Raw genomic sequence first — 19,443 nt, forward strand, 5'->3', positions numbered from 1 at the left:
CCCTGCACAGGCGGACCCTACTGCCCGTCCCCTCCGGGGTCCGGAGCGCGCCGCTACCCTGCTGGAGTGAGTAAGAAGCAGCCCGCGAACGCCCCCGCCCCCGCCCCCGCCGCCGTCCCGACCGCCGCGCTGCCCGGCCGGCTGACCGCGGCCGCCGCGCTCACCGCCCTGGAGGGCCTGGCGCTGGCCGGCCTCGGGCTCTACATGCTGTTCGTGGGGATCGCCGGTGACCCCGACTCCCCGCAGCAGGCCGAGACGGGCGGGATCACCCTGCTCGCGCTCGCCGCGCTGCCGCTGGTCGCGGCCCGCGGGCTGCGCCTGGGCCGCCGCTGGAGCCGCGGCCCGGCCCTGATCACCCAGCTGATGGCACTGCCGGTGGCCTGGACCCTCTACAGCACCGGCGGCGCGATGATCGCCGCCGCCGTCGCGCTGGCCGTGGCCGCGGTGGCCGTCGTGGCGCTCCTGGTGAATCCGACGGCGACCGAGGCGCTGGGTATCGGGCCCGGGGAACAGGCCCGATAACCGGTCGTCCGGTTCTTCCTCCGCCCGCCTACTCCTCGACGAGGAGCTTCTCGCGGAGCTGGGCCAGCGTGCGGGCCAGCAGCCGGGAGACGTGCATCTGGGAGATGCCGACCTCCTGGGCGATCTGCGACTGGGTCATGTTGCCGAAGAAACGAAGCAGCAGGATCCGCTTCTCCCGCGGCGGCAGGCCCTCCAGCAGCGGCTTGAGGGACTCGCGGTACTCGACGCCCTCCAGGGCCTCGTCCTCCGCGCCCAGGGTGTCCGCGACCGCCGGCGACTCGTCGTCGGTGTCCGGAACGTCGAGGGAGAGCGTGCTGTAGGCATTGGCCGATTCCAGCCCCTCCAGCACCTCCTCCTCGGAGATCCCCAGCCGCTCGGCCAGTTCGTGCACCGTCGGGGAGCGGCCGTGCTGCTGGGACAGTTCGGCCGTGGCCGTCGTCAGCGAGAGCCGCAGCTCCTGCAGGCGACGCGGCACCCGCACCGCCCAGCCCTTGTCACGGAAGTGGCGCTTGATCTCGCCGACCACCGTGGGCGTGGCGTACGTGGAGAACTCGACCCCGCGGTCCGGGTCGAACCGGTCCACGGATTTGATGAGGCCGATCGTCGCGACCTGGGTCAGGTCGTCGAGCGGCTCACCGCGGTTGCGGAAGCGCCGCGCCAGGTGTTCCACCAGCGGCAGGTGCATCCGTACCAGCCGGTTGCGCAGCTCGGCCTTCTCCACCGACCCGTCGGGCAGCGCCCGCAGCTCGATGAACAGGGCCCGCGCGCCGCTGCGGTCGCGCGGATCCGGCAGCGCCGGGGTCACCGGGAACACCGGCACCGGCGCTACCGGGGGCACCACGGGGGCCGTGGCCTCGGCCTCGGCTCCCGTGCCGGCCGGCTGGGATGGTTGTGGTTGTTCCTGCTGGTTCTCGCTCATAGGGCCCGCCCGTCGCTCCGCCGAGTCCAAAAAGCCGTCTTCCGCATCCGCGTCAGCCGGGTGCGGCCGGGCGTGCTGCTGCTCCGGGATGCCGCCGTCGACCTCGTGCCGTACCCGGGGCCGATCCCCGCCCCGCACCGGGATCTCCCCGCCGCTCACGCCGGGCCTGGTCCCGCGCCGCGCTGTTTGTAGAGGCTGATGCTCACCGTCCGGTTCTCCTCGACCGTGGCCTCGACCTTGCCGGCCAGCGCCGACAGGACCGTCCACGCGAACGTGTCACGCTCCGGTGCGCGCCCGTCGGTGGTCGGCGCCGAGACGGTCACCTCCAGCGAATCGTCGATCAGCCGGAACACGCAACTGAGGACGGAGCCCGGCACGGCCTGCTGGAGCAGGATCGCGCAGGCCTCGTCCACCGCGATGCGGAGGTCCTCGATCTCGTCGAGGGTGAAGTCCAAGCGTGCCGCGAGACCGGCCGTGGCCGTCCGCAGCACCGACAGGTAGGCACCCGCAGCGGGCAGCCGGACTTCCACGAAGTCCTGAGTCCCGGGCTCGCCTGCGATCTGGGACACCCTCACCTCCAAGGTGGTACGAGCTCTGTTCGCCGGTGACGCTATCGCGATCCGGGCGATCGTGTCGCGGCACCCCTCTTGGTGCCCGCTTCGAGCACCCCGCCTGCGAGCCAGTGACTGATGGTAAGCCCATGGGTACGCACAGTGGCTAGGGGTCTGCGGGGCCCAAATCAGGGGAACCGGCGGAGGGTTGAACTACCCCGCTTCAGACGATCGAACCGTCGACAAAACACCAGCGCCAGGTCTCACCCGGTTCGAAGCTCCGCATCACCGGATGCCCGGTCTCCTGGTGGTGCGCCGTGGCGTGCCGGTGGGGCGAGGAATCACAGCAGGCCACCTGCCCGCACACCAGGCACATCCGCAGCTGCACGGGGTGGCTGCCGAGGGCCAGGCATTCGGGGCAGGTGTCGTGGGAGGGCACCGGTTCGGGACGCGGCAGTTCGGCAACGTGGGTGCACTCGCTCATCGCATTCTCCTTGTACCGGAACCCCGGCCTTCAGTCTCGGGGCGAACCGCGCGCACGGGCCGGAGCTGAGATGCAGCGGAGTGTCGATGCGTCACGCTTTGACCGGAGCTTGATCTCGTACAGAATACGTTCCCGCCGTGCGAGTCATGGGGATCTCCTCGGCCAAGCCCGCGCGTTCGGGGCGAGCGGCCGACGATTGAGGTGGATCTTCGATGGAGGTATTGCCGCTGGTGGCGCTGATCGCCGGCAGCGCGGCCGTCGCGGGGGTGGCCCGCCGGACCCCGGTGCCGGCGCCGCTGCTGCTGGTCGCCGCCGGTCTGCTGGCCGGCTACGTGCCGGGGGTGCCCGCCTACACGCTCGACCCGCACATCGTGCTGCCGTTGCTGCTCCCGCCGCTGCTGTACACGGCCGCCGTGGACAGCTCGTACCTGGACCTGCGCGCGAACATCCGGCCCATCGCGATGCTCTCGGTGGGCTACGTGCTCTTCGCGACGCTCGCCGTCGGGTACGCGGCGTACCTGCTGGTGCCGGGGCTCACCGTGCCGGTGGCGCTGGTGCTGGGCGCGGTGATCGCACCTCCCGACGCCGTCGCCGCCACCGCGATCGCCCGCAAGCTCCGGCTGCCGAACCGGATCACGACCATCCTGCAGGGCGAGTCCCTGGTCAACGACGCCACCGCGATCACCGCCTACAAGGTGGCGCTGGCGGCGGCGGTCGGGGTGAGCGCCGGCTGGGCGGGCGGGATCGAGGAGTTCCTGCTGGCCTCGGTCGGCGGCATCGCCGTGGGCCTGCTGCTGATGGTGCCGATCCACCACCTGCGCACGCGGCTGAGGGAACCCCTGCTCCAGAACACCCTGTCGCTGCTGATCCCCTTCGTGGCGTACGCGGCCGCCGAGCGGGTGCACGCCTCCGGGGTGCTGGCGGTGGTCGTGGTCGCGCTGTACCTCGGGCACCGGAACTGGCAGGTCGACTTCGCCACCCGGCTCCAGGAGGAGGCGGTGTGGAGGGTGGTCGCCTTCGTGCTGGAGTCGGTGGTCTTCGCACTGATCGGGCTCCAGCTGCCGGTGGTCCTCAAGGGGCTGGGCGAGTACGACGGCGCGCACGCGGCCTGGTACGCGATCGCCGTGTTCCTCGCGGTGGTGGCGGCCCGGTTCCTGTGGGTGTTCCCGGCGACCTTCGTGCCCCGCTGGATGTCGCCGCGGATCCGGGACCGGGAGCCGGAGACCGACTGGAAGGCCCCGGTGATCGTGGGATGGGCCGGGATGCGGGGCGTGGTCTCGCTGGCCATCGCGTTCTCCGTGCCGATGTCGGTGCCGCACCGGAACCTGATCCTCTTCCTGACCTTCACCACGGTCATCGGGACCCTGGTGGTGCAGGGGCTGACGCTGCCGCCGCTGATCCGGGCGCTGAAGCTGCCGCCGAAGGACGTGCAGGCCGAGACCCTGGCGGAGGCGCAGGCGCAGAGCGAGGCCTCGCGGGCGGCCGAGGAGCGGCTGGCGGAGCTGCTGGAGGAACCGGAGAACAGCACGCTGCCGCCGCCGCTGGCGGACCGGCTGCGGACGGTCTTGGAACGCCGGCGCAACGCGGTGTGGGAGCGGCTGGGCGAGGTCAACCCGGAGACGGGCGAGTCGGCGGACGATGTCTACCGGCGGCTCGCGCGGGAGATGATCGCGGCCGAACGGGAGGTCTTCGTGACGCTGCGGGACCAGCGGCGGATCGACGACGAGATGCTGCGGGCGCTGCTGCGCAGGCTGGACCTGGAGGAGGCCGCGGCCTACCGCGAGGAGACCTGAGGGGTGTCTTGCCGGCGTTCGAGGCGCGGGGTCCGGGGCGGAGCTCCGGGAAACGGTGCAAGGGCGGGGCAGGGACCGGCTCCGCGCAGCGGCGGGGGTGCCGGGTGCGGCGCTGCGCGCGGGGCTTCGCGGGCCCTGCAGGAGGTGGCCCGGGTGGGCTGCCCGCGCGCTCGGCGGGTCACGGCCGGCCGGTGATCACCGCGGCCAGGACCGTGCCGTGCGGGAAGGCGCCGGCCGCGGTGAGCTCCGTCAGGGCCCAGAGCAGCTTGGCCACGTAGATCCGCTCCACCGGGAGGCCGTGGCGGGAGCCGAAGTCGGCGGCGAAGGCCTCCAGCACGGCCGGGACCCGGGCGTAGCCGCCGTGGTGGAAGTCCTCGGCCAGGGTCCACGCGCCGGCCGGGCCCCCGAAGGCGGCCGCCTGGAGGGAACGTATCTCCGCAGCCAGGAAACCGCCCGCCAGGACCGGAACCCCGAGCGCACGCTGCCCGGGGGCCAGCCCGGCCGCGAGGCCCGCCAGCGTCCCGCCGGTACCGCAGGCCACCGCCACCACGTCGGCGGCGCCCCGCAGTTCACGGCCGAGTTCGGCGCAGCCGTGCAGGGCGAGGGCGTTGCTGCCGCCCTCGGGGACCACGTACGCTCCGCCCGCGCCCGCCGATTCCACCAGCCGGGGCAGCTCCTGCGGGTCGGCCTTGCGGCGGTACTCCGACCGGGACACGAAGTGCAGCCGCATCCCGTCGGCGGCGCACCGCGCGAGCGAGTCGTTCAAGGGCCGCCCGGCCAGCTCGTCCCCGCGCACGATGCCGACCGTCCGCAGCCCGAGCAGCCGCCCGGCGGCGGCGGTGGCCCGCAGGTGGTTGGAGTACGCCCCGCCGAAGGTAACCAGGCCGTCGTGGCCGCCGGCCAGGGCCGCGCGCAGGTTGGGCGCGAGCTTGCGCCACTTGTTGCCGGGCAGCTCCGGATGCACGAGGTCGTCCCGCTTGAGCAGGAGCCGTACGCCGTGCCGGCCGAACCTGTCGTCGCGGATCTCCTGCAGGGGCGACGGCGGGCGCGGCTGCAGGAGCACGTCAACGTTCGGGGGGCGGTTCACCCGTCCATTGTGAACCGCCCGCCCCGGGCCGCCGCACGTCCACGCCCGGTGCCGGTCCCCGCCTCAGCGAGCCATCCAGGGGACGCGGCAGCTGTGCGGGGCCGAGCCCTCCGGGCAGAGGGTTGCGATCACTGTCCGGCGGATCGCCCGCCAGGTGCGCAGGGAGCACGCCAGACGGACGCGCAGCTCGACCGGGCGGCGCGCGCCGCTGCTGCGGCCGGGATGTTCCACGTCCCACTGTTCCGCGAGGAAGTCGTACATGTCGGCGGTCGACAGCCCGCTCCCGGGGAAGGTGTCCATGACCGTCTCGCCGACGATGCGGGCGCTCCGGGGACCCACGGCGTCCTCGACGAGCCGCCCGACCCAGGCCAGCCCCTGCTCGTCCGCGTACAGGCCGAACCTCAGCTCGCGTGTCCTCATCGCGACCCGCCTTCGAAGGCGGTGGTGAACCAGGAGTGCACGGGCGCGAGCGTGGGTGAGGCGGGCCGGCCGTCGACCGTGGCCAGGAGCTGCCAGTAGCGCTCGGTGTGCGGGTCCGCGGTGGCATGCAGACGGGCGAGGAGCCAGCGGCGCAGGCCGCCTTCGCCGGCCCGCCCGAAGGCGTCGACGTAGAAGCCGCCCAGCGCGTCGGTGGCGGAGGCCGGCAGGAGGCCGGCGGACACGGCTTCGCCGACCCGTTCGCGCATCGCCCGGTCGACGGCCTCGTGCAGGGCGCCGACCTCGTCCTGCCCGGAAGGCTCCTGCGCCTGCTCCTCGGCCGTGCGGCGCAGTGCCGCACGGAAGTCCGGGTCCTGGAAGAGCCCGGCGAGTTCCACCCAGGCCTCGATCTGTTCGGGCGTGGGGTCGTCGGGGAGCTCGGGTACGGCGGAGCGCATCAGGCCCACGAACTCGGGGTTGGTGTCGAGGCCTTCGAAGGTGCTGTCGATGAAGCCGGACACCAGGCGGTGCTGTTCGGCCCGGGAAAGCGTGGCGAGTCGGTGCATGAGGTTCATCTCCATGGGGGTGGGGCCGCGTCCGGCGATCGCGCGGAGCACTGCCCGGCGCAGGCGGAGCGTGTGGATCTGCACGTCCAGGGCGTTCGCGTGGGCTTCCGCGGCGTCCGGTACGGATGCCTCCCGGTCCAGCACCTTGCGTACGGTCGCCAGATCGAGCCCGAGGTCGCGCAGCGTGCGGGCCAGGTCCAGGCGTGCGAGCGCGTCGGGGCCGTAGAGCCGGTAGCCCGCCGGGCTCCGGCCGGCCGGCGGGACGATGCCCTTGTCGGAGTAGAACCGGACGGTCTTCACCGACAGGCCCGTCCGGCGGGATAGCTCTCCGATGGAGTAGAGCGTGTCGCTGTCCATGCCCCCACCTTCATGTCTCCCCCCACGGGAGACTCAACCAGGGGCAGCGCCCTCGGGCCACGGGATTTCCGCTGCCGGGCGCGGCCTGATCGGCAAGACGCCCCCTGGGGTGCGGGGCCCGCCTCCTGAGGTCCTCCGGGGACGGGCCGCGCGCGGTGAGCGGGCTACTTCAGGCGCTCGGCGATGCGGTTGCGCATGGAGTCCATCGTGAAGCCCCTGGGGTCGACCTTGCCGGGCTGCCATTCGCGGTGGCCGATCACCGAGCGGGCCGTCCAGCGGTGGATCCGGCAGACGGCCGCCGAGGCGCGGGCGATGGCGTCGAGCTGGACCGCCGGCCAGGGGTCCTCGCCGTCGCCGAGGTTCTCGCACTCGAAGCCGTAGAAGTGGCGGTTGCCGTCGGTGTCCGTCTCGTTGTCCGGCGGCAGCCGCTTCTCCGCGATCACCGCGGCCAGGACGTCGGAGTCGCCGGCGCCCGCGTGGTTGGCGCGGCCGTAGCCCACGAGGTGGACGCGGCCGTCCTTGGCGATCACTCCGTGGCAGAGCGGGCCGGGCAGGGCGCTGTGGCCCTCCCGGCAGAGCTCGACCGTGTACGGGGTGCCGCGGGTGACGGTGTGGTGGATCATCACCCCGTGCACGGGCCCCCAGGGGCCCTTGTGGTTGCGGTTGTGGGTGCGCCAGGCGCCGACTTCGACGACGGTCAGGCCCTCGTTGCGCAGTGCGTTGATGAAACGGTCCGCGGACATGGGTGCGGCCATGGCCGCCTCCTTCGTTGCGGTGCGCGGCGGGCACCCTCTGTGCCCGTCTCGTCACCCTCCGGTTTAGTGGAGGCGGCCCTTCCGCGGCTAGTGCATTCGTACGGTGAGCGAGCCGATCCGGCCAGGGATCAGGCCGATGCGAGCCACAGGTCCGGGCCGAACGCCTCGTAGTGGATGTCGGCGGCCGGCAGCCCCTTGGTGATCAGCTGCTCGCGCACGGCCCGCATGAAGGGAAGCGGTCCGCACAGGAAGGCCCTGGTGCCCGGGGCGAGGGGGACGGCCGAGAGGTCCATGCGGCCCTCGCCGTCGCCCGGCTCCGCCGACTCCTCGTACCAGAACCGGGCCGAGGCGTCGGGGAGCTTGTGCGTCAGTGCCCGGTGATCGCCCCGCAGCGGGTGGTCGGCGGGGGAGCGGTCGGCGTGCAGCACGGTCACCGGGGCGGTGTGCCCGGTGTCGGCCAGGTGCTCCAGCATCGAGAGCATCGGGGTGCAGCCGATGCCGGCCGAGGCGAGCAGCACCGGGGCGGCCGGGTCCGTCAGGACCAGGTCGCCGTACGGGGCCGAGACGCGCAGGGTGTCGCCGGTGCGGACCCGGGCGTGCAGGTGGTTGGAGACCTCGCCGTCGGGGCCCGCGGCGGCCGGGCCGTGGACCCGCTTGACGGTGATCGCGCGGACTGCGGAGCCCGGGGAGGTGGTGAGGCTGTACTGGCGGATCTGGCGGGCGCCGTCCGGGAGTTCGACCTGGACCGAGACGTACTGGCCGGGCCGGTGGGCGGGCGCCGGGGCGCCGTCGGCGGGGGCGATCCGGAAGGTGGTGCAGTCCGCCGTCTCCGCCACCCGGTCGGTGACGGTCCACTCGCGCCACACGTCACCGGCGACGACCCGCTGCTCGGCGTAGAGGCGCTCCTCCAGGGCGATCAGGGCGTTCGCCATCAGCCAGTAGACCTCGTCCCAGGCCTGGGCGACCTCGGGGGTGACGGCTTCGCCGAGGACCTCGGCGATCGCCTCGAAGAGGTACTGGTGGACAACCGCGTACTGCTCGCGGGTGACGCCGAGGCTGGCGTGCCTGTGGGCGATGCGGCCGAGCATCGCGTCGGGCCGGGTGCCCGGGTGGGCGAGGAGGTGGGTGGCGAAGGCGGCGACGGAGCCCGCGAGGGCCTGCTGCTGGAGGCCGGCCTTCTGGTTGCCCCGGTTGAAGAGGTCGCGGATCAGTGCCGGGTGGGCCGCGAAGAGCTTGGTGTAGAAGAGCTCGGCTATGTCGCCGATCGCCGCCCCGACGGCGGGCAGGGTGGCTCGTACGGTCGCGCTCGACTTCTCGGACAGCATGGGGAACTCCTCGCGTGAGGGACGTGACGGTGTGAATTTGCATCTAAGATGCTTATTTTTGATCGCAGAAGGACCGTCGTGGTGCGGACTTCTGTTCGGACTCCCGCCGGACCGGTTCGGCGGGCGGCGGTAATCGGCCATTCGGCCCGGACGGGTCAGGGGCTCCCGGATCCGGTCGGCGCCCTGCTCGAAATCCCCAGCAGGAGCGGTCCGGTGGGCGACGCCACCAGGTCGTTCACCGTGAGCGGGTCCAGTGCGGCGTAGAAGGCCTCCTGGGCCCGGCGCAGCGCGCCGCGCAGGACGCAGGCCCCGCGCAGCGGGCAGGGGGTGGTGCCTTCGCAGTCCACGACGTCCCCCTCGCCCTCCAGTTCGCGCACCACCGCGCCGACCTGTGCGGCGCGCCCGGCGGCGGTCAGGGTGAGCCCGCCGCCACGGCCGCGCCGGGCCTCGACCAGGCCGAGGTGCTGCAGCCTGGCGACCACCTTGGCGGTGTGCGTGTAGGGGACCTCCATGGTCGCCGCCACGTCACGGGTGGTCGGGAGGTCCGTTTCCTCGACGGCCAGGCGCATCAGGACGCGCAGTGCCAGGTCGGTGAATCGGGTCAGCCGCATGGGGCCACCGTAGGGAAACTTGCATCCATGATGCAAGTTAGACCTTCGTGAGGCTTGCGCTTGGCTGAAATCGATGGGGTGCGTGGGGTGGAAGAGGCTCGTGGGGGAGATGGGGGACCCCAAAGGGTGCCCCGCGCCCGGACGGAGTAGTCCCACCCTTTTGTGTAATGGTCCGACCACGTTCCGTGCTGACAGGCTGCATCCGCAGATCCATGGAGTGATCGAAAGGGAAAGACATGTCGGTCCAGGCAGGTTCCGAGTCCGAGGCCCAGACACCGCAGCGCAGTCTTGGGACGACGGCCGCACGGAACTTGGCAACCACGACCAAGTCCGCGCCTCAGATGCAGGAGATCACCTCGCGGTGGCTCCTGAAGATGCTGCCGTGGGTGTCGGTGCAGGGCGGCACGTACCGCGTCAACCGCAGGCTGAGCTACTCGGTCGGCAACGGCGTCGTGGAGTTCGTCAAGACCGGCACCCAGGTCCAGGTGATCCCGGCCGAGCTCGGCGAGCTCCCGCTGCTGCGCGACTACGAGGACCTCGACGTCCTCGGTGAACTCGCCCAGCGGTGCCGGCAGGTCGACTTCGAGGCCGGCCAGGAGCTGACCTCCTTCGGCAGCCCCGCCGACCAGGTCTTCCTGCTCGCCCACGGCCGCATCGACCAGATCGGCCCCGGCCCCTACGGGGAGGACGCCGTCCTCCGGACCGTCGCCGACGGCGCGTACTTCGGCGACGAGTCCCTCGTCGATGAAGAATCGATTTGGGAGTACACCGCCCGCGCCGCCACCTCCGGCACCGTGCTCGCCCTGTCCCGGCAGGACTTCCAGCTCCTCGCCGACCGGGTCGAGTCGCTGCGCGAGCACGTGGAGGACGTACGGACCCGGCCCGACCGGGAGACCAACAAGTACGGCGAGGCCGCGATCGAGCTCTCCGCCGGTCACCAGGGCGAGGCCGTCCTCCCCGGCACCTTCGTGGACTACGAGGCCCGGCCGCGCGAGTACGAACTCTCCATTGCACAAACGGTCCTGCGGGTGCACAGCCGCGTCGCCGACCTCTACAACCACCCCATGAACCAGACCGAGCAGCAGTTGCGGCTCACGGTCGAGGCGCTGCGCGAGCGCCAGGAGCACGAGATGCTCAACAACCGCGACTTCGGCCTGCTCCACAACGCCGACTACGACCAGCGCATCCAGCCGCACGACGGCGCGCCCAGCCCCGACGACATGGACCAGCTGCTCAGCATGCGGCGCGGCTCCAAGCTGTTCCTGGCGCACCCCAAGGCGATCGCCGCCTTCGGCCGCGAGTGCAACAAGCGCGGCATCTACCCGGAGTCGGTGGACATCGGCGGCAACCGGGTGCCGGCCTGGCGCGGGGTGCCGATCTTCCCCAGCAACAAGATCCCGATCAGCGACGCCCGCACCACGTCCATCCTGTGCATGCGCACCGGCGAGGACGAGCAGGGCGTGATCGGGCTCCACCAGCCGGGCATCCCGGACGAGATCGAGCCGAGCCTGTCGGTCCGCTTCATGGGGATCAGCGAGCAGGCGATCATCTCCTACCTGGTCACCGCCTACTTCTCGGCCGCGGTGCTGGTGCCGGACGCGCTCGGCGTGCTGGAGAACGTCGAGATCGGCCGCTGGCGCTGACCGCGGTGAACGCCATCGCGACCGGTGAGGGCCAGGACGCCGCGGCCCTGCTGGAACGAACGAGAGAAGCGGTCGACCCGCAGCTGCGCCGCACGGTCGAGAGCCTGCCGGGTTCGATGCGGCGCGTGGCGATGTACCACTTCGGCTGGGAGCACGAGGACGGCAGCCCCGCCTCGGGCGGGGCCGGGAAGGCCATCCGGCCGGCTCTGGTGCTGGCCGCCGCCCAGGCCCTGCGCGGTCCCGGGGCCGGTCCGGCCGAAGAGGCCGTACGGGCGGCGGCGGCCGTGGAGCTGGCGCACAACTTCACGCTGCTGCACGACGACATCATCGACAAGGACGTCCGGCGCCGGGGCCGGCCCACGGCCTGGACCGTCTTCGGGACGCCGGACGCCATCATCACGGGCGACGCGATGATGGCGCTCGCGCTGCGGCTGCTCGCGGAGGACCCGCATCCGGCCGCCGCGGCGGCCTCGGCCCGGCTCGCGGCCTGTGTCATCGAGCTGTGCGCGGGCCAGCAGGCGGACTGTGCTTTCGAGCAGCGTCCGCAGGTCACGCTCGACGAGTGCCTGGCCATGGCCACGGCCAAGACCGGGGCGCTGCTGGGCTGCGCGTGCGCGCTGGGCGCCCTGTACGCGGGGGCCGGGCCGGACGGGGTCGACGCCATGGACGCCTTCGGGAGGGAGGCCGGGCTGGCCTTCCAGCTGATCGACGACCTGATCGGCATCTGGGGGGATCCGGGGCACACCGGCAAGCCCGCCGGGGCCGACCTGATCGCCCGCAAGAAGTCCCTGCCGGTCGTGGCCGCCCTGACCTCGGACACCGCGGCGGGGGCGGAGCTGGCCGCGCTCTACGCCGGCCCCATGGCCGGGGACGACGTACGCCGGGCCGCCGACGCGGTGGACCGGGCCGGCGGGCGCGACTGGGCGCAGGCCCAGGCCGCGGACCGGATGGGGCGGGCGGTCCAGCAGCTGTCCCGGGCCGTTCCGGACCTCGGGGCGGCGGGCGGGCTGCTGGCACTCGCGGAGTTCGTGACGCGCCGTACGAGATGAGCGCGCGGGGGCGCGAGCAGATCCGGGGAGCCCGGCCTGATCGGCAAGACACCCCCCAGGCCCGTTCCGGTACCGCACGGTGCCGGAACGGGCCTTACCACATGTCTGTGTCAACTCTAGGATCACTCACGGTTGTTGACGCTTGAGTGAAGGGTGTGACCAGTGGTGCTGGAGATACGTCAGGCGGATCAGTCGGACCGGGACGCGGTGGCGCGGCTGCTCGACGAGGCCTTCCGTACCGACCCGGTGAGCGGCTGGGTCTTCCCGGACCCGGAACACCGGGCCGCGGTGCACGGGAAGTTCCTGGGCGTCTTCGTGGACGTGGCGCTGGAGGAGGGCCGGATCGACTACGCCGTGGACGGCTCGGCGGCCGCGCTGTGGCTGCGGATCCCGGCGGGCGTTCCCGAGGGTGAGGACGAGGTCCCGGCGAGGATGCGGGCCGTGGCGGACCCGGACAACGAGCGGTGCGAGCTGGTCGGGCGCCTCACGGGCGCGGTGCACCCGACGGCGGAGGAGCACGAGTACCTGCTGATGATCGCGGTCGCCCCGGGCCGGCAGGGGCAGGGGCTGGGGAGCGAGCTGATCCGGCCGGTGCTGGAACGCTGCGACCGCGAGGGCGTGCCGGCGTACCTGGAGGCGAGCAGCGAGCGCAGCAAGGGGCTGTACGAGCGGCTCGGCTGGGAGTTCACGGGGGAGGCGGTGCGGCTTCCGGACGGGCCGCTGATGTGGCCGATGTGGCGCAAGCCGCGCGGCTGAGAGCCGCGGGCCCGGTCCCGGGGGAGGTGTCCCCTTGCGTAATCACTGCAAGCGAAGTACTTTATGCGACGTGCTCCGATGCGGTGGCACTCCCCAGTGAAAGAGAATCGCTTGCGCAAGCTCACGTACCTCATCGCCACCTCCATCGACGGGTTCATGGCGGACCCGGACGGGGACGGCGACTTCTTCAACGACTACCTGGACCCCGAGTACCTCGGATACCTCACGGCCGAATACCCGGAGACCCTGCCGACCCACGCCCACGAGATGCTGGGCGTCGACATCTCGACGGCCCGGCACTTCGACGCGGTCGTCATGGGGCGCGGCGCCTACGACCCGGCCCTCAAGATGGGTGTCACGAGCCCGTACGCCCACCTGAAGCAGTACGTGGCCACGCGCTCGATCGCGGTCACCCTCGACCCGGCGGTCGAGCTGATCAGCGGGGACGTGGCGGCCCGGGTACGCGAGCTGAAGGCCCAGGACGGGCTCGGCATCTACCTCTGCGGAGGCGCGGACCTCGCCGCCCAGGTGGTCGAAGAGATCGACGAGTTCGTGATCAAGACCTACCCGGTCCTCACCGGGACCGGGATCCCCCTCACGCGGGCCGGCTTCGCCCGGCGCGAGCTGGAGCTGACCGGGGTCAGGACCTTCGGCGGCGGGCAGGTCGTGACCACCTACGCGCGCAAGCGCTGACCCGCCGAACGCACGGAACCGGCCTACCGTGGAGGTATGGCCGGTGAACAGCAGCACCACGCGCACGAGACGGTGGCCCCGCAGGCCGGGCACGAACAGCAGACGTGCCCGGCGTGCGGGCGCCGCGTCGACAGGGTGGTCAGGCGGCGCAAGTCCCTCGGGATCTTCATCCCGGTGTGGGGCCGGGGTCCCTGCCGGAACCCCGACTGCCCCGATCACGCGGATCCCGAGGAGCGGTGACTCAGCCCTTGGCGGCGAGATCCTTCGCACCGAGACCGGAGGCGAAGCCGTTGGCCCAGAGCTGGTTGACCCGTGCCCGCTCGGCGGAGTTCGGGTTGGCGTTCGTGCACGAGGTGCCCGGGCCGCCACCCGACATCAGCTCGCTGCAGGGGCCCGAGTAGTGGTCCGGCAGACCCAGCACGTGGCCGGTCTCGTGCGCCGTCACCCGGGTGGAGTTGTACTGCTGGTTCTGCCGGTAGTCCAGGAAGATGTAACCCCGGCCGTGCCCGTCCGTGCTCGCGTACGAGCCACGTGAGTCGTTGCCCTCGCGGTACGAGAAGTTCCCGCCCGAGGACACCTCCTGCAGCTTGACGTTGGACACCGAGCTGTTCCAGATCTGCGTGGAGCGGGCTATCTGGCTGCGGAAGCTCGGGGCACTGCGGGTGTTGTACGTGACGGTCACGGCCAGGGCGCCCGGGTTCGCGGCCCGCTGCTCGGCGACCGAACGCTGCACGGCCTCGAAGAAGGCGCGGTTCGCGGCGTCGTTCTCCGGCGAACGCTCGTACGCGGCGTAGCTCACGGCGTTTCCGACGGGGGCGGGCGCGGCGGTGGCGGTGGGGACGACACCAAGGGCGGCGGCGAGGCCGAGGCCGACGGTCGTGGCCAGCATGGCCTTACGGGAGTGGCGCATGTGGGGGAGCTCCTACTCGTCCGGTGCGGTGGGGGGTGGTCTTTCGAACCGGAGTCTGCGGGAGGGGAAGTGCCCGGCGGATGATGTCACTCCCCGATAACGCGGGCCTATCGGGGAGATTTCGGCAGACCAACTAGCGTGAGAATGGCGGGATTCGGGGGGCTATCGGTGGCTGGTGCGGTCAGCAGTGACCGGCCTACCCTCGGGGCATGGAGCTTGAGGTCAGGCACCTGCGCGCGCTGTGCGCCATCGCCGACGCCGGAAGCCTGCACAAGGCCGCCCGGCAACTCGGCGTGAGCCAGCCCTCCCTGACGACCCAGCTGCGCCGCATCGAACGGGCCCTCGACGGCGAGCTGTTCCTGCGCGAGCGGACCGGCTGCCGGCCCACCCCCTTCGGCCGGACCGTGCTGGGCCGGGCCCGCCCGCTGCTCGCCGAGATGGCCGCGCTGGTGGCGGAGGCCCGCGAACTGGCCCACGCCTCACGGCTGCGCATCGGCTCCACCGCCAGCAGCGCGCTGCCGGGCTGGCTGCGGCGGATCCACCGGCGGCTTCCGGACACCGAGACCTCGCTCGTGGTCGACGTCTCCGCCAACGCGCTGCTCAGGATGGTCGCCGCGGGACAGCTGGACGTGGCGTTCGTGCACGAGGTGGAGGGCAGCCCGCTGCGGGTGCCGCCCGAGCTGCAGATGCACGTACTGATGGAACGGGAACCGCAGTTCGTGTCGATGTCCCGGGACCATCCGGCCGCCGGGCAGGCGGTGGTCTCCTTACGGGACCTGGCCGCCGACCGCTGGATGGTCGACCCCTCGGTCGACGGCGAGTGGGACGGCCTGCGCCGGGTCTTCGCCGGGGCCGGACTCGATCCGCCGGTGCTGCACGCCGATTACCACACGGCGACCTCGCTGATCATCTCCGGCGAGGCGGTCGCCCCGTGCCAGCCGACCTCCGGGCCGCGCGAGGACATGGCGATCCGGCCGCTCCACGGGGACCCCCTCGCCGTACGCCTGCTGCTGGCCACCAGACCGGGCGCGCACGCGGAGGTCTACGAGGACCTGCGCGCCGCCTACCGCGAGGCCGCCCTGCGCACGCCCCCGTACCGGGCCTGGCTCCACCACCACGCGAGCCCGCTGCTGGAGGTGGCGTAGCCCCGCACCCCGGGCTCTCTCCTAGGCTGTGGCCTCCGGGCCGGGCGACGCCACACCGGCGGCCGGCCGCTCCGCGGCGGACGTGACGCAGGTCACGGGAACTCCGCCCCGGGTGCCGGACAGCCGACAGGAGTGACGACAGAGATGCGAACCCGGGTGCGGTCCGGGGATCCGGACGCCTATGCGGAGCTGTTCGACAGCTACGCCCGCACCCTCTACAACCACGCCTTCCGGATGACCGGCGACTGGGCCGCCGCGGAGGACGTCATGTCGGCCGCCTTCCTGGAGGCATGGCGGCTGCGCGGCACGATCGACCCCGAGGGCGGCTCGCTGCGGCCCTGGCTGCTGGGCATCGCCACCAACCTCGCCCGCAACCACTGCCGCAGCAACCGGCGCTATCGGGCCGCTGCCGCCGCCACGGCGGCGGCCGGTGCCGTATCCGTGCCCGACCACGCCGAGGAGGTGGCCGGCCGACTGGACGACCGGCGGCAGATCGCGGCCACGCTCGGGCAGTTGAGTGCGCTGCGCGGACCCGAACGCGAAGTCCTCCTGCTGTGCCTGGGCGAGGGCCTGGAGTACGCGGAAGCCGCCCGAGTCCTCGGCATCCCGGTCGGAACCGTCCGTTCCAGGCTGTCCCGGGCCCGTACGAAGCTGCGCAAACTCGCTGAAACAGAACTGAAGAAGAAAAAGCGGGAACTCGCGGCCCGGCCCCGACAGACATATGGCGACCGCACGAACACGGCCCGGTCCGCACAGGAAGGAACCCGATGAACCCCGACCTCTCCCGGCCCCGCCCGGCCGGCGGAGAGGAGCACCCGCTCCTCCTGCCGTTCGCCGAACGGGAACTGCCCGCGGGCCGCCACCAGTTCCACAAGGAGCGCCTGATGGCCCAGATCCACGAAGACCTCCGAGCCGCCGAGGTAGCCACCCCGGCCACCACCACCACCGCCGCCGCCGCGGCCGCCCCCGCCCCCGCCCGTGGCACCGGGGCGCGCAACCCGTTCCTGCGCCGGGCGGTCCTCGTGCCCGCCGCGGCCTTCGCGCTGGCCGGAGTGCTCGCCGTCGGCTTCCTCTCCTACGTGAACCGGGGCGCCGCGGACGGACCCGGTTCCACCATTGCCACGGGCCCGGCGCTGACCACCCGGATCGGCACCGCCGACCCCAAGGGGGCGCCGCAGCTCCTGGACCGGATCTCGCTGGCCTCGGCCTCCGCCTCGGCCTCCGGCCCGGCCGTGCGCGCGGACCAGTTCATCTACATCGGCAGCAAGACGGCCAACACCTACGTGAAGACCGTCGGCGACAAGAGCACCCTGGTCAGCGAGCAGCTGCACATGCGCCACCAGTGGAACTCCCCGGACGGCACCAAGGGCTGGCTGATCGAGCCCGGCAACACCGGACCGGAGGGCGTGACCCTGGCGGGCCCCGACGAACAGGGCAACACCCCGACGCCGCACCTGAACGCGCCCACCCACAACTACCTCGCCACGCTGCCCACCGACCCCGACGCGCTGCTCCGGCGGATCTACCAGGAGACCGAGGGCAAGGGCAACGGCCCCGACCAGGAGGCCTTCACCACGATCGGCGACCTGCTGCACGCCAGCTACCCGCCGGCCGAGCTCACGGCCGCGCTCTACCATGCGGCGGCGAAGATCCCCGGCGTGGTGACGGTCGACGGCGCGGTCGACGCCGCGGGCCGCAGCGGCATCGCGGTCGCCCGGCTCGACGAGTACTCCGGCCGGCGCGAGGAGTGGATCTTCGACCGCCAGACCCTCGCGTTCCTCGGCGAACGCAGCGTCCAGGTGCAGGGCGAGTCCGGCGAGAAGGGCCTGATCAAGCCCGGCACGGTCGTGTTCACCAGCGCCGTCACGACCCGGACGGTCGTCGACCGGATCAAGGAGCTGCCGCCCACGGCCCGCTGACCACCCACCCGGCGTCCGGGCCCGGGACAGCCCTTAGCGCTGCGCCCGGGCCCGGTCGTACGCCAGGGACGCGGTCCCGTGCGCCAGCAGGAGCGCACCCGCCGCCGCCCAGCCCGGGCTGCGGCGGCGGGCCGCCCAGGCCAGCAGGGGCGCGCCGGCCGCCACTTGGACCGCGCCCAGCAGCCGGGCCCTCGGGCCGCGGACCCACGGGCCGAGCGGGCCCTGCTCCACCGCGTCGAGCTCGGCCCGTACCGCGTCGCGCCAGCCGGACCACTCCAGCGTCTCCACACCGGGAGCCACCCGGACCGCCCCCCGCAGCCGGTCGGCCGATTCGCCCGGGGCGAGCCCGGGCGGCAGGGCCAGTCCGGCACGGGCGAGCAGGGCGACCAGCGCGAGCAGCCGGGCCTCCCCGTCCACGGCGGGGTCGGCGTCGGCACGGGTGAGGCGCTCCAGTTCCTCCAGGTCGAGCACGGGGTCCAGGCCGAGCCGCGCCGACAGGGCCCGCATGGCGTCGGGCTCGCCGGCCGGGCGCCCCGCCGCGTCCCACGCGTAGGCGACGGTCCGCCGGAACCCGCCGGCCAGGGCGAATCCGGTCCGGCCGTCCTCCCACCACAGGCTCAGCACCGGCCGGTCGGTGCCGATCGCGATTGCCGAGCCCCAGCCGGAGAGGACCTCGGTCACGGACTCGGGGCCGTCCCGCCACGGCTTGACGTCGGGAACGAGCACGCTCCACGCGCCCGCGGGGGCGAGCAGCAGGCGTACGCGCAACAGGTGTGCCGGGGGCCGGACGGCAAGGGGTTCGGCGCGGCAGAGCAGCATTCCGCCGGTCGCGGCCCTGGATATTGACATGCCCACACAATAGTGCAAAACACCCCGAACCGTGGGGTTTCGGGAGGCGCTTGACTTCCCCCAGCCGCGATATATCGTGTTAGCAGAAGACGCGATATGTTGCGTGCGTCGAGCCCGGTCCGTGAACGCACGAGGAGGATCAGCACCATGGCAGAGCAGTCGCCCGAGTCGTCGTCGCCGTCGACGTGGCACTTCGACGAACCGCAGAAGCTCACCTTCGAGGAGCCGGTGACCGAGCTCCGCGTCCGCCTCGTGAGCGGCACGGTGAACGTGGTCGCCGCCGAGGAGGGCCCGGCCCGCCTGGAGGTGACCGAGGTGGACGGCCCGCCGCTGTACGTCGTGCAGGACGGCGGCACGCTCACCGTCTCCTACGAGGACCTGCCCTGGAACGGTTCCCAGGGTCTCAAGCAGTGGTTCGAGACCAAGCCCTGGAAGGCCTGGGCCGGTTCCGCCTCCGGCCGCAAGGCCTGGGAGCGCAGCGTCGCGATCACCCTCACCGTGCCCGCCGCCACCCAGGTCCACGTGGCCGCGGTCGGCGCCGCTGTCTTCGTGTCCGGCATCTCCGGCGGTACCGATGTCAACGGGGTCTCCGGCGACGCCACGCTGGTCGGGCTGTCCGGCCGGGTCAAGGCGCACACCGTCTCCGGCAGCGTCGAGGCCCAGTCCGTCTCCGGCGAGTTCGGCTTCCACTCCGTCTCCGGCGGCCTGACGGTGGTCGACGGCTCGGGCGGCAACGTGCGGGCGGACTCGGTCAGCGGCGACATGCTCATCGACCTCGCCGCGGACCCCGCCCACCCCGAGCCGGTGGACATCTTCCTCAACTCCGTCTCCGGGCAGGTCGCGATCCGCCTCCCGCACCCCGCCGACGCCAAGGTCGAGGCCAACACCGCCACCGGCCGCGTCTCCAACGCCTTCGAGGACCTGCGGGTCTCCGGTCAGATGGGCGCCAAGCGGATCACCGGAACCCTCGGCTCCGGCGCCGGCACCCTGCGGGCGACCACGGTCTCCGGCTCGATCGCCCTGCTGCGCCGCCCGCAGGCCGACGCGGACCGCCCCGCCGCCCCCCTCAAGCTCGACAAGAAGGTGCTCTGA

Annotated in this window: 22 protein-coding genes; 11 read left to right on the forward strand and 11 right to left on the reverse strand. The window is 72.6% G+C overall.

The window, feature by feature from the left end; translation table 11 throughout:
* Positions 1-66: 66 nt before the first annotated feature.
* Positions 67-522 carry a hypothetical protein gene (locus ACZ4YL_RS06430; RefSeq protein WP_468114195.1) on the forward strand — a complete coding sequence of 152 codons (456 nt, stop codon included), beginning with the start codon at positions 67-69 and terminating at the stop codon, positions 520-522.
* Between the two features lie 28 nt (positions 523-550).
* Here the strand turns inward: ACZ4YL_RS06430 and ACZ4YL_RS06435 are convergent, their stop codons facing one another.
* The 3 genes from ACZ4YL_RS06435 to ACZ4YL_RS06445 all read right to left on the reverse strand — a co-directional run bounded on the left by ACZ4YL_RS06435 (position 551) and on the right by ACZ4YL_RS06445 (position 2,476).
* Entirely contained in the window at positions 551-1,600 is a 1,050-nt protein-coding gene (locus tag ACZ4YL_RS06435; protein WP_468114197.1) for an RNA polymerase sigma factor SigF, read from the reverse strand.
* Entirely contained in the window at positions 1,597-2,010 is a 414-nt protein-coding gene (locus ACZ4YL_RS06440) for an ATP-binding protein (RefSeq protein WP_030012703.1), read from the reverse strand. The genes ACZ4YL_RS06435 and ACZ4YL_RS06440 overlap by 4 nt, the downstream gene beginning before the upstream one ends.
* Positions 2,011-2,215: 205 nt before the next feature.
* The gene (locus tag ACZ4YL_RS06445) at positions 2,216-2,476 is read right to left on the reverse strand and encodes a UBP-type zinc finger domain-containing protein (protein WP_468114199.1); all 261 of its coding nucleotides are present in this window, start codon (positions 2,474-2,476) and stop codon (positions 2,216-2,218) included.
* Positions 2,477-2,688: 212 nt separating this feature from the next.
* Here ACZ4YL_RS06445 and ACZ4YL_RS06450 point away from each other — a divergent pair, with 212 nt between their 5' ends.
* Positions 2,689-4,269, forward strand: a complete 1,581-nt coding sequence (locus ACZ4YL_RS06450) for a Na+/H+ antiporter (protein WP_468114201.1) — start codon at positions 2,689-2,691, stop codon at positions 4,267-4,269.
* Between the two features lie 178 nt (positions 4,270-4,447).
* On the opposite strand, the gene ACZ4YL_RS06455 is transcribed toward ACZ4YL_RS06450, so the two are convergent.
* The 6 genes from ACZ4YL_RS06455 to ACZ4YL_RS06480 all read right to left on the reverse strand — a co-directional run bounded on the left by ACZ4YL_RS06455 (position 4,448) and on the right by ACZ4YL_RS06480 (position 9,387).
* Positions 4,448-5,356, reverse strand: a complete 909-nt coding sequence (locus ACZ4YL_RS06455; RefSeq protein WP_468114203.1) for a 1-aminocyclopropane-1-carboxylate deaminase/D-cysteine desulfhydrase — start codon at positions 5,354-5,356, stop codon at positions 4,448-4,450.
* A gap of 63 nt (positions 5,357-5,419) precedes the next feature.
* Positions 5,420-5,776, reverse strand: coding sequence for a PH domain-containing protein (locus ACZ4YL_RS06460; protein ID WP_468114204.1), 357 nt, complete (start codon positions 5,774-5,776; stop codon positions 5,420-5,422).
* Positions 5,773-6,696, reverse strand: a complete 924-nt coding sequence (locus ACZ4YL_RS06465) for a MerR family transcriptional regulator (protein ID WP_468114206.1) — start codon at positions 6,694-6,696, stop codon at positions 5,773-5,775. Before ACZ4YL_RS06465 ends, ACZ4YL_RS06460 begins: the two co-directional genes overlap by 4 nt.
* 164 nt (positions 6,697-6,860) lie before the next feature.
* Positions 6,861-7,451: an N-acetylmuramoyl-L-alanine amidase gene (locus ACZ4YL_RS06470; protein WP_468114208.1), complete on the reverse strand. Its 591-nt coding sequence runs from the start codon at positions 7,449-7,451 to the stop codon at positions 6,861-6,863.
* 128 nt (positions 7,452-7,579) lie between these two features.
* The gene (locus ACZ4YL_RS06475; RefSeq protein ID WP_468114210.1) at positions 7,580-8,776 is read right to left on the reverse strand and encodes a globin domain-containing protein; all 1,197 of its coding nucleotides are present in this window, start codon (positions 8,774-8,776) and stop codon (positions 7,580-7,582) included.
* Positions 8,777-8,931: 155 nt separating this feature from the next.
* Positions 8,932-9,387 (reverse strand): RrF2 family transcriptional regulator, encoded by a 456-nt coding sequence (locus ACZ4YL_RS06480; protein WP_468114212.1) that lies wholly within the window; start codon positions 9,385-9,387, stop codon positions 8,932-8,934.
* A 236-nt stretch (positions 9,388-9,623) separates the two neighbouring features.
* Here ACZ4YL_RS06480 and ACZ4YL_RS06485 point away from each other — a divergent pair, with 236 nt between their 5' ends.
* The 5 genes from ACZ4YL_RS06485 (at position 9,624) to ACZ4YL_RS06505 (ending at position 13,768) form a co-directional block, all read left to right on the forward strand.
* Positions 9,624-11,030 (forward strand): family 2B encapsulin nanocompartment shell protein, encoded by a 1,407-nt coding sequence (locus ACZ4YL_RS06485; protein ID WP_468114214.1) that lies wholly within the window; start codon positions 9,624-9,626, stop codon positions 11,028-11,030.
* Positions 11,031-11,035: 5 nt separating this feature from the next.
* Positions 11,036-12,079, forward strand: a complete 1,044-nt coding sequence (locus tag ACZ4YL_RS06490; RefSeq protein ID WP_468114215.1) for a family 2 encapsulin nanocompartment cargo protein polyprenyl transferase — start codon at positions 11,036-11,038, stop codon at positions 12,077-12,079.
* Between the two features lie 162 nt (positions 12,080-12,241).
* Positions 12,242-12,835 (forward strand): GNAT family N-acetyltransferase, encoded by a 594-nt coding sequence (locus ACZ4YL_RS06495; protein WP_468114216.1) that lies wholly within the window; start codon positions 12,242-12,244, stop codon positions 12,833-12,835.
* A 111-nt stretch (positions 12,836-12,946) separates the two neighbouring features.
* Positions 12,947-13,528 (forward strand): dihydrofolate reductase family protein, encoded by a 582-nt coding sequence (locus ACZ4YL_RS06500; protein WP_468114218.1) that lies wholly within the window; start codon positions 12,947-12,949, stop codon positions 13,526-13,528.
* Positions 13,529-13,564: 36 nt separating this feature from the next.
* Positions 13,565-13,768 (forward strand): hypothetical protein, encoded by a 204-nt coding sequence (locus ACZ4YL_RS06505; protein WP_468114220.1) that lies wholly within the window; start codon positions 13,565-13,567, stop codon positions 13,766-13,768.
* A 1-nt stretch (position 13,769) separates the two neighbouring features.
* Here ACZ4YL_RS06505 and snpA read toward each other — a convergent pair whose 3' ends face one another.
* Positions 13,770-14,438, reverse strand: coding sequence for a snapalysin (snpA, locus tag ACZ4YL_RS06510; RefSeq protein WP_468114222.1), 669 nt, complete (start codon positions 14,436-14,438; stop codon positions 13,770-13,772).
* Between the two features lie 209 nt (positions 14,439-14,647).
* Between snpA and ACZ4YL_RS06515 the strand changes: the two genes are divergently transcribed.
* The 3 genes from ACZ4YL_RS06515 (at position 14,648) to ACZ4YL_RS06525 (ending at position 17,502) form a co-directional block, all read left to right on the forward strand.
* Positions 14,648-15,583 (forward strand): LysR family transcriptional regulator, encoded by a 936-nt coding sequence (locus ACZ4YL_RS06515; RefSeq protein WP_468114223.1) that lies wholly within the window; start codon positions 14,648-14,650, stop codon positions 15,581-15,583.
* Positions 15,584-15,727: 144 nt separating this feature from the next.
* Entirely contained in the window at positions 15,728-16,354 is a 627-nt protein-coding gene (locus tag ACZ4YL_RS06520; protein WP_468114225.1) for an RNA polymerase sigma factor, read from the forward strand.
* Positions 16,351-17,502 (forward strand): CU044_5270 family protein, encoded by a 1,152-nt coding sequence (locus tag ACZ4YL_RS06525; protein WP_468114227.1) that lies wholly within the window; start codon positions 16,351-16,353, stop codon positions 17,500-17,502. The genes ACZ4YL_RS06520 and ACZ4YL_RS06525 overlap by 4 nt, the downstream gene beginning before the upstream one ends.
* 33 nt (positions 17,503-17,535) lie before the next feature.
* Here the strand turns inward: ACZ4YL_RS06525 and ACZ4YL_RS06530 are convergent, their stop codons facing one another.
* The gene (locus tag ACZ4YL_RS06530) at positions 17,536-18,345 is read right to left on the reverse strand and encodes a hypothetical protein (RefSeq protein WP_468114824.1); all 810 of its coding nucleotides are present in this window, start codon (positions 18,343-18,345) and stop codon (positions 17,536-17,538) included.
* Between the two features lie 153 nt (positions 18,346-18,498).
* Between ACZ4YL_RS06530 and ACZ4YL_RS06535 the strand changes: the two genes are divergently transcribed.
* The gene (locus ACZ4YL_RS06535; RefSeq protein WP_468114228.1) at positions 18,499-19,443 is read left to right on the forward strand and encodes a DUF4097 family beta strand repeat-containing protein; all 945 of its coding nucleotides are present in this window, start codon (positions 18,499-18,501) and stop codon (positions 19,441-19,443) included.

Source organism: Streptomyces sp. NPDC030021, from assembly GCF_055574035.1.

What these genes read in the sequence shown, in the direction of transcription:
- ACZ4YL_RS06485 (WP_468114214.1), top strand. Translation starts at nt 9,624, where the DNA reads ATGTCGGTCCAGGCAGGTTCCGAGTCCGAGGCCCAGACACCGCAGCGC.
- ACZ4YL_RS06515 (WP_468114223.1), top strand. Translation starts at nt 14,648, where the DNA reads ATGGAGCTTGAGGTCAGGCACCTGCGCGCGCTGTGCGCCATCGCCGAC.
- ACZ4YL_RS06475 (WP_468114210.1), bottom strand. Translation starts at nt 8,776, where the DNA reads ATGCTGTCCGAGAAGTCGAGCGCGACCGTACGAGCCACCCTGCCCGCC.
- ACZ4YL_RS06505 (WP_468114220.1), top strand. Translation starts at nt 13,565, where the DNA reads ATGGCCGGTGAACAGCAGCACCACGCGCACGAGACGGTGGCCCCGCAG.
- snpA (WP_468114222.1), bottom strand. Translation starts at nt 14,438, where the DNA reads ATGCGCCACTCCCGTAAGGCCATGCTGGCCACGACCGTCGGCCTCGGC.
- ACZ4YL_RS06525 (WP_468114227.1), top strand. Translation starts at nt 16,351, where the DNA reads ATGAACCCCGACCTCTCCCGGCCCCGCCCGGCCGGCGGAGAGGAGCAC.
- ACZ4YL_RS06480 (WP_468114212.1), bottom strand. Translation starts at nt 9,387, where the DNA reads ATGCGGCTGACCCGATTCACCGACCTGGCACTGCGCGTCCTGATGCGC.
- ACZ4YL_RS06450 (WP_468114201.1), top strand. Translation starts at nt 2,689, where the DNA reads ATGGAGGTATTGCCGCTGGTGGCGCTGATCGCCGGCAGCGCGGCCGTC.
- ACZ4YL_RS06535 (WP_468114228.1), top strand. Translation starts at nt 18,499, where the DNA reads ATGGCAGAGCAGTCGCCCGAGTCGTCGTCGCCGTCGACGTGGCACTTC.
- ACZ4YL_RS06460 (WP_468114204.1), bottom strand. Translation starts at nt 5,776, where the DNA reads ATGAGGACACGCGAGCTGAGGTTCGGCCTGTACGCGGACGAGCAGGGG.
- ACZ4YL_RS06465 (WP_468114206.1), bottom strand. Translation starts at nt 6,696, where the DNA reads ATGGACAGCGACACGCTCTACTCCATCGGAGAGCTATCCCGCCGGACG.
- ACZ4YL_RS06445 (WP_468114199.1), bottom strand. Translation starts at nt 2,476, where the DNA reads ATGAGCGAGTGCACCCACGTTGCCGAACTGCCGCGTCCCGAACCGGTG.
- ACZ4YL_RS06470 (WP_468114208.1), bottom strand. Translation starts at nt 7,451, where the DNA reads ATGGCCGCACCCATGTCCGCGGACCGTTTCATCAACGCACTGCGCAAC.
- ACZ4YL_RS06520 (WP_468114225.1), top strand. Translation starts at nt 15,728, where the DNA reads ATGCGAACCCGGGTGCGGTCCGGGGATCCGGACGCCTATGCGGAGCTG.